The sequence below is a fragment of the Clostridium lacusfryxellense genome (genome assembly GCF_018861735.1).
Taxonomy (GTDB): domain Bacteria; phylum Bacillota; class Clostridia; order Clostridiales; family Clostridiaceae; genus Clostridium_AD; species Clostridium_AD lacusfryxellense.
Genome location: NZ_JAHLEB010000003.1, coordinates 75,729 through 91,299 on the forward strand (window position 1 = coordinate 75,729; position 15,571 = coordinate 91,299).

Annotated in this window: 11 protein-coding genes; 9 read left to right on the top strand and 2 right to left on the bottom strand. The window is 28.2% G+C overall.

The genetic code is table 11. The annotated features are described in order from the left end of the window. Positions 1–93: 93 nt before the first annotated feature. The 6 genes from KPL55_RS03230 (at position 94) to KPL55_RS03255 (ending at position 5,755) form a co-directional block, all read left to right on the top strand. Complete coding sequence (locus KPL55_RS03230; RefSeq protein WP_216305278.1) at positions 94–1,341, top strand: hypothetical protein; 1,248 nt, start codon at positions 94–96, stop codon at positions 1,339–1,341. A gap of 149 nt (positions 1,342–1,490) precedes the next feature. Further along, a complete protein-coding gene (locus tag KPL55_RS03235) occupies positions 1,491–2,216 on the top strand; it encodes an ABC transporter ATP-binding protein (RefSeq protein WP_216305279.1) in 726 nt (241 codons plus the stop codon). Then, on the top strand, positions 2,203–2,955 hold the full coding sequence (locus tag KPL55_RS03240) for an ABC transporter permease (protein WP_216305280.1): 753 nt from the start codon (positions 2,203–2,205) through the stop codon (positions 2,953–2,955). Before KPL55_RS03235 ends, KPL55_RS03240 begins: the two co-directional genes overlap by 14 nt. A 29-nt stretch (positions 2,956–2,984) precedes the next feature. Continuing rightward, a complete protein-coding gene (locus KPL55_RS03245; RefSeq protein WP_216305281.1) occupies positions 2,985–4,421 on the top strand; it encodes a sensor histidine kinase in 1,437 nt (478 codons plus the stop codon). A 15-nt stretch (positions 4,422–4,436) separates the two neighbouring features. Then, the gene (locus tag KPL55_RS03250; protein WP_216305282.1) at positions 4,437–5,132 is read left to right on the top strand and encodes a response regulator transcription factor; all 696 of its coding nucleotides are present in this window, start codon (positions 4,437–4,439) and stop codon (positions 5,130–5,132) included. Positions 5,133–5,461: 329 nt separating this feature from the next. After that, entirely contained in the window at positions 5,462–5,755 is a 294-nt protein-coding gene (locus tag KPL55_RS03255; RefSeq protein ID WP_216305283.1) for a hypothetical protein, read from the top strand. 94 nt (positions 5,756–5,849) lie between these two features. Here the strand turns inward: KPL55_RS03255 and KPL55_RS03260 are convergent, their stop codons facing one another. Further along, complete coding sequence (locus tag KPL55_RS03260; RefSeq protein WP_216305284.1) at positions 5,850–6,968, bottom strand: HD-GYP domain-containing protein; 1,119 nt, start codon at positions 6,966–6,968, stop codon at positions 5,850–5,852. Between the two features lie 475 nt (positions 6,969–7,443). Between KPL55_RS03260 and KPL55_RS03265 the strand changes: the two genes are divergently transcribed. Beyond that, on the top strand, positions 7,444–8,313 hold the full coding sequence (locus tag KPL55_RS03265; protein ID WP_216305285.1) for a methionyl aminopeptidase: 870 nt from the start codon (positions 7,444–7,446) through the stop codon (positions 8,311–8,313). Positions 8,314–8,397: 84 nt separating this feature from the next. Here KPL55_RS03265 and KPL55_RS03270 read toward each other — a convergent pair whose 3' ends face one another. Further along, a complete protein-coding gene (locus tag KPL55_RS03270; protein ID WP_216305286.1) occupies positions 8,398–8,742 on the bottom strand; it encodes a protease inhibitor I42 family protein in 345 nt (114 codons plus the stop codon). Positions 8,743–9,097: 355 nt separating this feature from the next. On the opposite strand from KPL55_RS03270, the gene KPL55_RS03275 reads away from it, so the two are divergent. Both KPL55_RS03275 and KPL55_RS03280 read left to right on the top strand, forming a co-directional pair. Beyond that, entirely contained in the window at positions 9,098–14,536 is a 5,439-nt protein-coding gene (locus KPL55_RS03275) for a diguanylate cyclase (RefSeq protein ID WP_216305287.1), read from the top strand. 284 nt (positions 14,537–14,820) lie between these two features. Further along, complete coding sequence (locus KPL55_RS03280; RefSeq protein WP_216305288.1) at positions 14,821–15,510, top strand: response regulator transcription factor; 690 nt, start codon at positions 14,821–14,823, stop codon at positions 15,508–15,510. Positions 15,511–15,571 lie beyond the last annotated feature (61 nt).

The following is a 15,571-nucleotide window of genomic DNA, read 5'->3' on the forward strand; positions in this document are numbered from 1 at the left end:
AGTTTAGAGAAAGTAGAGACATATATATTAAGATATAATTATGGAAGACTTTCATGGCAAAAGTAATTTTAAACAAAAAGGGGTTTTAATAAAATGAAGCTAAATAAGAAAACAACAACCATTATAAGTTTTATGATAGGGACTGTTATGTTTACAACTACAGCTATAGCTCAAGTTGTAACCAAAAGTGGATATGATCAACTTAAAGATTCTGTTAAATATACAGCGGAAAATGCTACAACTAAACTCTCAAGTTATACTGCGGATATGTCTGTTGTTTTAAAGGACAATAATACTGTTCTCTATTCTCAAGATTCGCTTAGTAAAGTAGATGTATCAAAGGGCGTCAAAGAAACTGTAACAACAACACTTGAGGGTTCAAAAAAAACAGAGGATTACAATTACTCTGATAAAAATGGTAGTATATCTAAAAATGCTGATCAAAATATTTATTATACAAATGAATATGCAAAACCTCAAAAAAGTACAACTTCTGAAAATCCTTTTAAGCGAGATGGGGCTGCTGATATGGAGAAAATTGCAGATGCTTTAGTAGGCAATTTAAAAGACTCTGTTGTGGTTACGCAAAATGCAGATGGAAGTAAAACTTTATCTGGTTCTTTAAGTGAATCACAAATACCAGCGATTATTAATGCAGTTGTATCGCTACAATCTAAAAATGAACTTGGGAACAGATCTAATAACCCAAGCGAGAATACAATGCCTAAAATAACAAAGGACGTATTTGTGAAACAAGTTAAAGGAAATATGGTAACAACCAAAGACGGACTTATTCAAAGTGTTCTTGGAAGTGGGGTTATTTCTGGTAAAGATGAAAAGGGAGTAGAACATAAGGTTACCTTCGAGTTATTAGCAAAGATGACAGAAGTTAATACAACTAAAGTTAGCAAACCAGATCTTAATGGTAAGAAAGTAGAGAAAAATGTAGAACAAGATTATAGTAAATTGACTAATCCCCAAAAGTATATAGGGAAATATAAAACAGATATTTTAATAGAAAAAGATGCTAAATTTATAAAGATAGGTGAAAAATTCTTAGATATTACAGCAGTAGATGACAAGGGTGTTAGCGGAAGATATTATGAGCAGTATGTTAAGGGATACGAGGATTTTGTATCTGATAAAAAAGACTTCAAGTTTGATGCGAAATTTGACAAGGACCAGTTTAGTGGGACTTTTAATTCAAGTAGCGACTCAAAAGAAAAGATAACCGGTAATATATCTATAAGCATAGGTTCAGCAGACATATACTTTAATATAAATGAAAATCAAAGTGGAAAAATAATTAATAATGGTCAATACAATAAAGTATTCAACTAATAATAAATAAAATTAAAGGTTAGGGAATTTAGAGTAAAGTATTCAAATAAGGCGAGGTATCGCCTTATTTATTGAGTTTAATGACATTTCAAAAGAAAGCCTATCACTTTTATAAGAGGTGGTTTCAAAACTAGATGGGGGGGATACAATTGGAAAAAGCTATTGAAATTAAAAATCTTTCTAAGCTATATAAAAATGGAAGAGGAATAACAGATATTAATATTGATATAAATAAAGGAGACATATTTGGGTTTCTGGGACCCAATGGTGCTGGTAAGACTACTGCTATGAAAATAATGACAGGGCTAATAAAACCAGATAGTGGAGATGTCAAAGTTTTTGGTCAAAGTATTCAAGAAGATTATCAAAATGTAATGAAAGAAGTAGGTTGCATTATAGAAACGGCAGAGTGTTATCAATATTTAACAGCATATGAAAATTTAAAGCAGGCATCAAGATATTATGAAAATGTTGATGATGATAGAATCCATGAAGTTTTAGAACTTACAGGAATGTTAAAATATAAAAATGAGAAACCAAGAAAATTTTCTCTTGGTATGAAGCAAAGATTAGGGATTGCAGCTACAATATTGTCTAAACCACAAGTGATTATTTTGGACGAGCCCTTAAATGGACTTGATGTTGAAGGAATGATTTCTATGAGAAATATAATAAAAGATATGGTAGAAAAAGAAAAGACTACATTTTTTATTTCAAGTCACCTTATACATGATGTGGAACTTACATGTACTCATATTGGTGTATTATATAATGGGAAGATGCTTAACATAGATACTATAAAAAATATATTAAATAATTATGCAACACTAGAAAATTATTTTGTTAGCGAGGTAGAAAGAAATGGGAGAATTTAAAGCTGCATTAACAAATGAAATTGAAAAGTTATACAAAAGAAAAAAAGTTTTAGTCGCAATGATTATATCACTTATTTTTATTATAGTAGGACAGCTATCTATGGTGGTATTAAGATCTGGATTTGGACTTCGTGGAGTTTCTAGCATGGAATTTCCTATTCTTGTGCTTTCTGTAGTAGTAAATACTATTCTCCCACTTTTTACTGCGCTTGTTACTATAGAGAGTTTTTCAGGAGAATTTTCACAAAATACTATGAAAATTGCACTTACAAGGCCAATCTCAAGATTTAAATTCTACGGGGCAAAATTAACAGCAATTATGTTATTTATTCTTGCCAATCTTTTGTTTGTAATGATTTTTTCGATAATCGCAGGTTGTCTTTTTAATTCAAATTCATTTGCACTTAGTAGCGTTTTTAAGATAGTAATTTCTTATATAGTTACATTAGTTCCTATGGTTATTTTATCAATAATAATTGCATTTTTTGCAAATATTATTAGAAGTGGCATAGGCGTGTTTTTTATATCTATTTTTGTTTTTGCTATTTTTAAAGGGTTAGGAATTATATTTTATCGATTTTCTGGTGTATTTATTACATCTATGATGAGTTGGTACACCTTATTTAATATGGATACTATTCCTTATTTCAAAGTATTCCTTCAGTTTATGATGATGATTAGTTATGGTATAATATTTTTTACAGCAGGATATTATATATTCGATAATAAGGAATTTTAATCAGGTTTTAAAAATATCGAGGTGGGAAGATGAATATAAAGAAACGGTTAATCTTATCTAATACTATAACTATAATAATTCCTTTTGTAGTTACAATTATAGCAGCATTCTTATTCCTTTTTGCTTCATCAAGAATTTTTAACAGGAATATAAGTTATGATAATTTCAAAAAAACAATATTTATAAAAACACAATTATCTGATGCAAGTAATGATATATGGAGGCAGAAGTCTGCAGATATAGAGGATCCAAATTTTCAGAAGTATTTAAAGCAGAAAGTATCAATTATTAATGGAGACATTATTATTCTTAAAAACAATTCTGTTATATATAATTCTAAGGAAATAAACAAAATTGATATAGAAAAATGTTTATTAGAAGCAAAAAATCAATCTCAAAAAAAGATAGTAATAATTGATGATATAGCGTACATGGTGGAAGTAGCACCACTTAAGTTTAAAGATGAAGCTATAGGATCAGCAATATTATTGGCGCCAACTTTTGAATATTCAAGTATTCTAGAACGATTTATTATTTTTGTTTTTGTTGTATTTCTTATTACTTTTATAACGGTTAATATATTTATGTCATATCTATTATCCAAAAGGATAATAAAACCACTAGAACTTCTAAAATCGGCGGTAGGACAAATCAGTAAAGGTGATTTAAATGTAGAAATTACTGAAATTGGTGACGAGGAAATTAGAGAGTTATGCGAGGATTTCGAAAAAATGAGAATACAACTTAAGGACACTACCCACATGAAAAAGAAGTATGATGATAATAGGACAATGTTAGTATCAAGTATATCACATGACCTTAAAACACCTATAACATCAATTAAAGGTTATGTAAAAGGCATTTTAGATGGGGTTGCTAATACTCCTGAGAAGGAAGAACGTTATTTAAAAACTATTTACTCAAAGTCAGAACAAATGGATGTAATGATCGATGATTTACTTTTATATTCCAAATTAGATTTGAGCCAACTTCCATTTAACTTTGAAAAAACGGATATTATAGATTACTTTAATTATTGCATTCATGAAAGTTCACTAGAACTAGAAAAGTTTAATATTAAAATTTCTCTAAAGAGCAATTTAGATGGGGTAAAATACGTTAGAATTGATAGAGAAAGATTGATGCGGGTTATATTAAATATTATTGATAACTCTCGTAAATATATGGATAAAAAGCAAGGAGAAATTACTATATTTCTTAGGGAAACTAATTCAAGTATTATTATCGAGATAAGGGACAATGGTTCTGGAATTGACGAGAATGATGTTAATAAAATATTTGATAGGTTTTATAGGGCAGATGCTGCAAGAAGTGAAGCAAATGGGAGTGGACTAGGACTTGCTATTGCAAAACAAATTGTAGAGGGTCATAGCGGCACAATTTGGGCTGTAAGTCATGAAGATCAAGGCATAAGTATTTTGATATCATTAGGAAAAATATCTTAAGAGTAGAGGAGTATTATGAAGAAAATTTTAATAGTTGAAGACGATGTGAGTATTGCACAGCTCCAAAAGGACTATTTAGAGATTGAAGGATTTGAAGTTTATATATGTTATGACGGTGTTGAGGGGTTAAATGCATTAAAGACAAGTGAGTTTGACCTTTTAATCCTTGATGTAATGCTTCCTAAAATTGATGGATTTACAATTTTACGTAGTATACGAGAAGAAAAGGACATACCAGTTTTAATGGTCTCTGCAAAAAAGGAAGATATTGATAAAATAAAGGGTTTGAGTCTTGGAGCTGACGATTATATTACTAAACCGTTTAATCCAAGTGAACTAGTTGCTAGGGTAAAGTCGCACATCAGAAATTACGAGCGAATAAAGAGTAAATTTAAAAGTAGTGTTAAAAGTAGCACTCTCATAATAAGAGGACTAGAAATAAAAAAAGATTGTAGACAGGTTTTTATAAATGGAGTAGAAATAAATTTAGCTCAAAAGGAATTTGATTTATTATTATATCTAGCCGAAAATCCCAATAGAGTATTTAGTAAAGTTGAATTGTTTGAAAAAATATGGGGATTTGATGCTTTATCAGATACTGCAACTGTAACAGTACATATTGGAAGAGTTAGAGAAAAAATTGAGACTAATACAGCACAACCACAATACATTGAAACTGTTTGGGGAACAGGGTACAGGCTTAGGGTATGAATCATACTCTAAACCTGTACCTTTTTATATTGTTCTCTTTTTTAAAAGATAGTAATACTTATTAAAATCAAAACATATATTTGGATTAAAGCATTAAATTTATAAAAAGTATTGACTTACGAACAAATGTTCGGTACAATATAAATATAACAAATTAAGACAAAATACCTGCAAAGTATCTAAAAAAATATAAATATTTCATTTAACATAATATTTGATTTCACGCTGAACTGCATTTCTAAAAACCACTTTGGTGGATTATTAAATAGCTACTTTAGTAGATTATTAAATAGCTACTTTAGTAGATTATTTAACTGGGGGCAAAATAAATGGAAACAAAAGATTTATTAGTTAAGATTAATTATTCAAAGGAAGGTAATGACAGTTTAGCAATAACATATGCTCAAAATACCGATAAAATTAATCATTCTTCTAAATATTTAATATGTGGTGGAATGTATAATAGAAATGGTGGAACAATAATATTTAAGGCTAAAAATATAGAAGAAGCTACAGAAATAGCTAATAATAATTTAGTAGCTAAAGCAGGTTCCAATAAATATGAGTATATTAAACAAGGAATATATGATAAACAATACATAGAAAATAAAATTAAAATATAGAAAATAAAAGGGTATTCCTTAATTTAGGAGTACCCTCTTGCTTTTACTAATACACATAAACAAATGTTAAATGGAAGTTATAGTTAACGTTATATTAAACTGCAAATTCAATATTTTGAATTACAATATCTAAATTCGAAATTAATGAAATAGTAGCTCCGATTTCTTGAGAATTACGTCTATTCCCTTTCTTTACTATCTTAACCTGTGGTCTTAAAGCAAAATTTGGTAGTATGGTTGTTACCACTCCGATGTCACCAGTGCTAAGTTTTACTAGAGTTCCAGGTGGATAGGGAACAACTGCCTTAGAAAAAGCTTTAACCATTTCATAATCAAATTGAGTATCACCATGGGCAAATATGTATTCGACAGCGTCGCTAGGGCTCATAGCTTTTCTATAATGGCGGTCAGACGTAAGAGCATCATAAACATCTGCAATAGCAACAATTCTAGCAAATCTATTTATTGATTTATTCTTTATATTATCGGGATATCCGTTCCCATTTACTTTTTCATGGTGCTGAAGAGCCACAATTCTAGCGGGCGCGGAGATTTCTAAACAGCCTCTTAAATAATCATAACCTTTAGTAGTATGTTCTTTTATTGTTTTGAATTCATCCTCAGTTAAAGGTCCGGGTTTTAAGATTATATCTTTCGGAATAAGGACTTTACCAATGTCATGTATTAATGCACCCATGCATAAGGTATAAAGTTCATGTTGATTTAAATGAAGTTGGACACCTAATACTAGAGAGAGCACAGCAACATTTACGCTATGTTGGTAGGTGTAATTATCCATACTTTTAATGTCTACTAAACTAATCATTACATTTTTTTTGCTTATAATTTCGTCGATAATATCTTTAGCAATATTTCCTATCGATTCAAAATATGTTTGTTTTTCTTTTATAAATTTTTTTTGATTAAAATTATTAGTATCAGAGTATAAATTATATTTTTCGAAGCTATAGAAGGTCTCTTTAATAGCTTTAATAGCATGTTGGCGTAGTTCGGGTTTTATTACATCATCTATTAGAGCTTCACTATACTCGTCAGCGATATATAAAGAAAAAATTTGTAAGCGTTTTATTCGTACTAAAAAAATATCAGTTAATGTAACACCCTCTCTTAAAAGAACCCTTCCATCATTATCAAAGATAGTTTTGGCCAAACAATCCCCGGGTTTCGCAAATTCTATTGGTACAAGTCTCATAACTACATCACACCCCAACACAAAAATTAAGTCGCTTTAACGGATTTTAATTATAATTCAAAATAAAAACATTTATCTTCAAACTGGTTATACATTACATAAAATTGAATTGATGAAATATATAGGTATAATAATATATTTTACACTATTTTAAGAATAAATTACACTAATAGTTTATAATTATATATATTACACTTAATATCATTAGATAATATAATAGTAAATAAAACCAAGTATTTCAATTTTATTCTGTTGGGTGTATAAAGAATTTTAAGAAATAAGCTTGAATACTTGCGATTATGAACTATAATTAAAGATGGAATCATCGATATAGGATATAATCTTAAGAAATTGGGATTGCTAAAAAATAATCATATACTTAGGCAAATTTATAAAATAATAAGTCTAGGATGTCTTATAACTAAATTGTAGTTAAAATTGATGTTTTGAATAATCTTAACAGGGAGGAAATATAATGGATAAAGATAAATTATCTCGAAATGATGTTTGTTGGTGTGGAAGTGGTAAAAAATATAAAAAGTGCCATATGGACCAGGATACATTCATAAGTAATATAGAGGAAAAAGTAGGTTATGCAATACCTAGAGATATCATGAAGTCAAAAGAACAAATAGATGGTATAAGAAAGAGTTGTAAGCTAACTCATGAGATATTAGATATGGTTGGAGAGAAAATAAAAGTAGGAATAACCACAAATGATATTAATACTTGGGTACATGAATATACAGTAGCCCATAACGCATATCCTGCACCACTAGGTTATGGTGGTTTTCCAAAGAGTGTATGTACGTCAATAAATGATGTAATATGTCATGGCATACCAAGCGATACTGTTTTAAAAGATGGAGATATAGTAAATGTAGATGTTACTTGCATACTAGATGGTTATTACGGTGATGCCAATAGAATGTTCATAATGGGGCAAGCGTCGAAAGAAGCAGTAGATTTGGTACGGGTATCAAAGGAATGTTTAGAAAGAGGCATAGAGCAAGTGAAGCCTTTTAATACACTTGGGGACATTGGAAATGCTATTCAAGAGCATGCAGAAAGTCTTGGATATTCCGTAGTATACGATTATGGTGGGCATGGCGTTGGATTAGAGTTTCATGAAGAACCTTTTGTACCTCATATAGGTAAAAAAGGAGAAGGGTCGATTTTATTACCTAATATGACCTTTACTATTGAACCTATGATTAATATTGGTAGTCCAGAGACTGAGGTACTTGAGGATGATTGGACAGCCGTTACAGTAGATGGTTCATTGTCATCACAGTGGGAACACACTATACTTGTTACAGAGACTGGATTTGAAATATTAACATAAGAAAAATAAAAACAAATTGTAAGCGCATATTAAAAACACCATCCTAAAGGGTGGTGTTTTTAATATGCTTATTATTTGAGATTTCTATTCTATTTTTACTATGTATGAATACTCATCTAAGAAGCGAGAGTCACTTTTCCAACTGTTATAGTAAGCGAAATGTATTTTGCATTCACCACATTTTAAGCATTTAAATCTCCAAATTATTTGTAGGCTTCCTCCTATTATATTGGATTTGTTAAAATCAAATTTTTTTTTGTTTTCTAAAGTAAGAATAGAAGGATCAGAAATAGTATAGTACCAACAATAGCCTGTAGATGGGGATTCGGTGAGCTCAATAATCATTTGATTATTGTTATGGATCAAATTAATAGAATTATAGCTTAAGGCGATAGCATCTAATTTGGAAACTTCATATTCAAAGGTCAAGCAATCACCCTCCTTAAATTATCTATACCAAATCGAGGTATACAGTTTTTTTCATAGAATAAGATAAATTATTATTGTTACTATTATTTCTATAATATTCTTTTTTATTCATGTAACAACAGTATTATAATTGATGTTTTAGTAGTTATATTATGTATCATATAAATAAAAAAAGTAAATAATAGAACAATTTGGTATAATAACAGCGGAGGATATATTTTTATAATTTGGAATAAATATATTATTATATAAATTAATAATGGTATATAAAAAAGATTTATATTATAATATTGATAATAATAAATTTGTTTAATTGATATTTTTTGTTTAATTGATATTTAAGGGTGTGATTAAAATGGAGATTATTAACAATAGGTATAGAATAGTTGAATGTATAAACCAAAATAGGTTGGTTTCCAGTTATGTAGTAAATGACATAATAAAAAATCATGATACAGTTCAATTAAATATTATTAATTCGGAGTATGTACATAAGAAACTAATTGAATTCTATACTAATGAGTTTATGAATTTAACTAACTTTAAATGTAAAAATATAATTTCAATATACGACTTTGCTTTAGTTAAGTTGATAGATAATAAAAAATTAGATGAAAAAGTATATTTCTTCACAAATGAATATGTGATAAATAATTCTACTATTTTAGATATTTCACTTGGTAAAACAAGTATGGAAATATTAGATATGTTTATAGAAATTTGCCAAAGTATAAATTATCTGCATTTGAAGGGCGTTATTTATAGTGATATAAATTTATCTAATATTATAGTGCAAAACACATTTGAAAATAAAAAAGATGATATTAAGTTTAAAGATTTTGCAACTATTGAACTTGAAAAACAAGGGTTCTTTAAAAATAAAAGTTATCAAAATTATTTTAAAGCACCAGAGGTATTAAAAGGTGAAAAATGCAATGTGCTCAGTGATATATATTCACTAGGGATTTTATTGATTGTTATTTATATGAGGAGTAAAGAGGACAATTTTATATTTAATGAAGAAACTAAGGATTTTGACGAAATCAAGGTAAATGAAATATTTAATAATAATGAAAAGTTGAATATAAAATTCAAAAGTATTATAAAGAAAATGATTAATAGTAATCCGCAAAAAAGATATAAAAACATATCTGAACTTGTAATAGATATAAATATTATTTTTGAAACTAATTATGTACCACATAGAAAAGATGAACTGGAAAAATTAAATTTTAATTTAAAAATGGTAGGTAAAGAGGAAGAAGTTGAAAAAATAACTAAGATCTATGATTCTATTAAAAATAAAAATGCAAATAATTCTACTATTTTGATTCATGGTGAATCAGGTATTGGGAAAACACGGTTTCTTAAAAAATTAAAATATATTTTTGATTTAAAGAAAGTAAATGTTTACAGCAGTTTTGCATTAGATGAATCTACTAAAGATAGTAGCAAGGCCTTCATTCATATATTAAAGTTATTTATCGCGCAGGCACAACCAGGTCTATTGGAAAGATACGAAGCGGAGCTTGTTAAATTTATACCTGGACTTGGGGACAAAAAAAATATAATATATTCAAAGCCTTTAAGTGAAGAAAAAGAAAAATTTAGGCTTATAAATAGAGCGGCTGGGTTTATTGAAGAATGTGTAAACAATATACCTATAGTAATAATTATTGATAATTTGCATTTGGCGGATTCTTTTACAATAGAATTAATAGAATATCTTATAAGAAATAAGATACCAAATAAAAATATTATGTTTATAATGTCCTACTGTGATGGAGAATGTATATTAAATAAAAAGTTCACAGAATTTATAGAAAATATGTCTGGCACAAATGGAGTTAGTAATATATTTTTGAAAGAATTAACACAAGTACAAGTTGGTAAAATGATACAAGATATTTTAAGTTCCCCTACTATACCATATCAATTTGCAAACAGTGTTTATGAGAAAACAAAAGGCAATCCATTATTTGTGCAAGAGATTATAAAGAATTCATTTAATAAAAAATATATTTATATAGACGATATAAAGGGTTCTTGGGCTAAAGAGTATGATTATTCTGAATTTATAATGCCAACTGATATGCATCAAGTATTATTAAGCCAAGTTAACGAAATGGGAGAACTAAATCATATTATTTTAGAAATAATATCGATATTTGAAAGTGCTATTTCATTAGAGATAATTAAAGGTTTTCTTGAAGATTATAATGTTGAGTTAGAAGATAGTATTAAAGGACTCATTTCCTCAGGAATACTATGTAAAAAAATTGAAGACAGAGGTTTCGTATTTGGGTTTTACAATAAATTTTTAAAAAGCCTAATGTATGAAAAAATAAGCGATGAAGACAAAATAACCATGCATAGATTAGCTTCCGTATTACTTGAGAATTTGTATTGCCAAGGTGGTACAGAATATATTGAGGAATTAATTTATCATTTAGAAAAATCAAATCAGCAGAAGAAGATTATAGATTATTGTATTGAAAATGCTGAAAAGATGAAACTTCTAAAAAACAGGAGGGATGCTATAAAAAACTTAACAAAAGCGGTATCTATTATGGACTATTCGTGCGATTCAATTAAAAATATAAGTATTATTATGGACCTTGCAGCGTTAAATGAAGATGAGGGTAATATAGATTTAGCAGTAAATTACTATTTGTTAATAGAGAAGTATCATGATAATACAAATCTTCACGAATATATAATAGATAGCTTAATTAAGGTGGCTGAAATAGAGCTAAGTAAAAATAATATAGATAAAACTATTTTCTATATTGATAAAATTAATGTGATGCTTGAGAAAGTAGATTATATTTCAGGGATGCTTAGGTGCCAAGGTATACTAGCCGCTGTATATGACATAAATCAAGAGTATTCAAAAGTTGAAACTATATGCAATGTATGTATGCAACAATGTATAGGGGAATATGATAAGCTAAAAATTATATTCAACCATCATATGGGAAAAGTTTGCTTAAGAAATGGTAAAGCTGGAGAAGCATTAGCTATTTTTGAAGCAAATATAGATTTATGTAATAAGTATAATAACATTGGTATATTAATAAAGTCTTTAAACAATGTTGGAGTTATTTATGGTCATTATTACCAAGATAATAATAAGGCTATAAAGTACTTTATTGAAATGAAGGATATATGCCAAAAAAATAATATTAGTAGTTGTGAGATAGATGCATCGATAAATATTGCTGCTACATATGCTTCAGAGCAACAGTATGAAATGTCATTACAATTTTTTATTCAAACGCTAGAAAAATGCAAAAAATATCAATATGAGTTCTATACATTTTATTGTTACACCAGTATTGCAAGCGTATATTTAAAATTAGACAATTATAACGATGCCTATAAGTATTATAAGTTCTGCATTAAAGAGTTAGAGAAATATCCTAATCAAGGTAAAGATATAAGAGAATTTTATTTTTTAGCATCTGAAATAAACTATAAACTGGGAGATTTGGTGAAGGCTAAATTTTATATTAATAAAACATTAAAATTATATGAAAATGACAATTCTATAAAGAAATGGCAAGCAGTTATTTTAAATGAAAATATAAAAATTCGTTCCAGGTCAAATGATGAAGAAATAGATTTAAGTATAAAAAATATTATAATTATAGCTAATAAAATATTAGCTAATACTAGCAGGCTTAATATATTCTATGATTTAATAATTTTCTTGTATGAAGAAGGTAAACAAAAATATGTAATTAATATTTTAAATGAGATTAACAAGATTGATATTGATATCGATATAAAAGAGTATAGAGTATACATTAAAAAATTATATGTTGATGGACTAATTGAAAAGAAGAGTAAGCTTAAACTTTTCAAAGAAGCGTTAGAATATTCTAAAAAATATAAAATAGCAGATATTTGCTGGAGAATATCTACATCAATTGCCGATTGTTATTTTGAAAAAAAAGATTATTTGTATGCAGTGATTTACTATTTTGAGGCCTGTGGTATATTAAAGGATATAAATCTTGATCTACCCATATCATATAGATTAAGTTACATTAAACTAAATAATGCATTAAGGCCTTTTGATAAGTTTCTAGGTGTCAATAACTATTACAAGAATAATAAAGATGTATCAATGTTAAAATTTGATCCTATTAAGGTTAAGGATGAAGAAGAATTAGATTTTTTATTAAAGCAAGTAAATCCTAAAGACATATTAAAGAATAAAAATCTTATAAAGTCTATAAAAAAAGTATATTCATTTTCTCTTCATGAGGATATTCATGACATAAATGATGTATTAGAAAATCTACAATCTGACAACATCAAAAACTTAGAACTTATAATTGATTATTTATCATCTATAACTTTAGCTACTAGGGGTACTATCATTATGGGTGATAATGATAATGGATACAAAGTAATTGCGTCTAGTGATAGAAAATATGAATTATCACAAAATCCAGAAAGTTCAGCTAAGATTTTAGGTGTTGATAATCCAGTTTTAGTAACTGATGTTTTACCTAAGGAAGAGTTAAAAAGTATTTATAATAATTTGAAGGCGTATATTTGTATTCCTATTATTATGGACAATGGCAATGAGAAAGACTTTATGAAAAATGAGAGAAGAAAAAATCCGCAGGATGTTAAACATGTTATTGGTTATATATATATTGAATCACAAAGAGTGCTTAACAATATTAACAGTGATAGCATGAAAAAATGTATGGAGATTAGTAAAGTTGTAGGTATAATTATTGAAAAATATAAGCTTAGGTTAAGTGCATCTATTGATAAATTAACGGGCACGCTTACTAGAAAATATCTAGAAGAGGCATTAGATGAACAAATTGAAGTAGCAAGTCTTAATGGAAGTAAGTTTTCCATTATTATGTATGATTTGGATCACTTTAAAATGGTAAATGATAAATTTGGACATCGGACAGGAGATTATGTTTTAAAAAGAGTTTGCGAAGTTGTGATGGACAATTTAAGAGAAACAGATATTGTAGGTAGGTATGGTGGGGAAGAGTTTATTATTATTCTTCCGGATACTGATATTTGCGGAGCACAGCTTGTAGCTGAAAAACTTAGGAATAAAATTGAAAGTGAGAAGATACTAGACGATAGACGAGATGTTACTGTAAGTTTGGGCGTGATTTCATGTCCGCTAAACGGTGAGTGGCAAGGAGAATTAGTGGAGAGAGTGGATCAAGCATTATATGTAGCTAAGCAGCGTGGAAGAAATAGATATGTTGCTTGGGATAGTGAGTTTTTAGTAAAAGCAAAAAAAACAGATAGACTTGCTGGAATAATAACGGGTAATGAAATACAAGACCACAGAAATGTGCTTGCCATGATAGAATTAATTGAAATTATAAATAAAAGCGTTACAAAAGAAGATAAAATATACAGTTTATTAGGTAGAATTATTGAAATTACAGAAGCGCAAAATGGTATTTTGTTTATTAACGATAATGGAGATATCACTGGGAAATATTCAAGAAAAATTTTTGAAAGTGGATGGATTGAGAGTGATATGTATAATAAGAATATAATAAAGTCTGTAATTGATAGTAAACAAGGGGTATGTAAAATTGATTGGGATACAATAATTGAGTATGATGTTATTACTGGTATTCCAAATTGGCAGTCTGTTATAGCTGTACCACTTATTATAGGCGATCAAATAAAAGGAGTGTTATATTTAAGTGAATCAACTAAAGCAAAAGAATTTAATTTTGATGATGTTAATTTTGTAAAGACTCTTGGCAAGATAATAGCACCTATACTTTAATTTTAAAAGTATAAAGAAACGAAAAAGTATATATGATCTGTAGATCAGAAGGAAATGTTTTGATAGGCTCCACCGGAAGGTGGGGCCTATTATTGTCAAATGTGCATGAAAATTTACCAATATTAATATTTCTATAATATATATAATAAAGGAAAAGTTTCAATAATTGTACAAATCAACAAAACAAAAGTATACTAAAATTGTATAAATATGAATTATACAAGTGTGGATAAAATTACATATAATAGAAAATATATTAAATTAATTTATAAAGGGTGAGAGGAATGAATAATATAAGCGTATTAGTAGTGGAAGATGATATAGAGATAAATAATTTGTTATGTGAAATATTGAGCAAGCATGGATACCATGTGAAAACTGCATATTCAGGATCAGAAGCAGAAATGTGTATAAAGCAGTGTGATTTCCACATTATCTTATTAGATTTAATGATACCTGGTATATCTGGTGAGGAACTAATATCAATAATAAGAAAAATTAAAACTATGCCAATAATAGTTTTATCTGCAAAGACATCACAGGATACAAAAATAGAAGTACTAAAACTGGGAGCAGATGATTTTATGTCCAAGCCTTTTGATGTAAATGAAATTCTAGCAAGGATTGAGGCACAACTCAGAAGATATATGATATTTTCCAATAAAAGTAATGACGAAAACATTTTAAAGTATAAAGATTTAACTTTAAATAGTGAATCAGTTGAGGCACTAGTTAAAGGAGAAAATATTAATATTACACCACGAGAGTTTCATATCTTAGAGATGTTAATGTTGTGCCCTAATAAGGTGTTTACTAAAGCAAATATATTTGAGACTGTATGGAATGATGAGTTTTTGGGTGATGATAATACTGTAAATGTTCATGTAAGCAATCTTCGCTCAAAAATAGCAAAGATTGATCCGTATAGTGAGTATATTCATACAGTATGGGGAATTGGTTATAAGATGAGTTAGAAATCTTAATACTTTCTTAAGGATTTCCTTAAGGTATCTTATACTTTAAGTATTATTATAA

What these genes read in the sequence shown, in the direction of transcription:
- KPL55_RS03245 (WP_216305281.1), top strand. Translation starts at nt 2,985, where the DNA reads ATGAATATAAAGAAACGGTTAATCTTATCTAATACTATAACTATAATA.
- KPL55_RS03275 (WP_216305287.1), top strand. Translation starts at nt 9,098, where the DNA reads ATGGAGATTATTAACAATAGGTATAGAATAGTTGAATGTATAAACCAA.
- KPL55_RS03260 (WP_216305284.1), bottom strand. Translation starts at nt 6,968, where the DNA reads ATGAGACTTGTACCAATAGAATTTGCGAAACCCGGGGATTGTTTGGCC.
- KPL55_RS03280 (WP_216305288.1), top strand. Translation starts at nt 14,821, where the DNA reads ATGAATAATATAAGCGTATTAGTAGTGGAAGATGATATAGAGATAAAT.
- KPL55_RS03240 (WP_216305280.1), top strand. Translation starts at nt 2,203, where the DNA reads ATGGGAGAATTTAAAGCTGCATTAACAAATGAAATTGAAAAGTTATAC.
- KPL55_RS03230 (WP_216305278.1), top strand. Translation starts at nt 94, where the DNA reads ATGAAGCTAAATAAGAAAACAACAACCATTATAAGTTTTATGATAGGG.
- KPL55_RS03265 (WP_216305285.1), top strand. Translation starts at nt 7,444, where the DNA reads ATGGATAAAGATAAATTATCTCGAAATGATGTTTGTTGGTGTGGAAGT.
- KPL55_RS03255 (WP_216305283.1), top strand. Translation starts at nt 5,462, where the DNA reads ATGGAAACAAAAGATTTATTAGTTAAGATTAATTATTCAAAGGAAGGT.
- KPL55_RS03250 (WP_216305282.1), top strand. Translation starts at nt 4,437, where the DNA reads ATGAAGAAAATTTTAATAGTTGAAGACGATGTGAGTATTGCACAGCTC.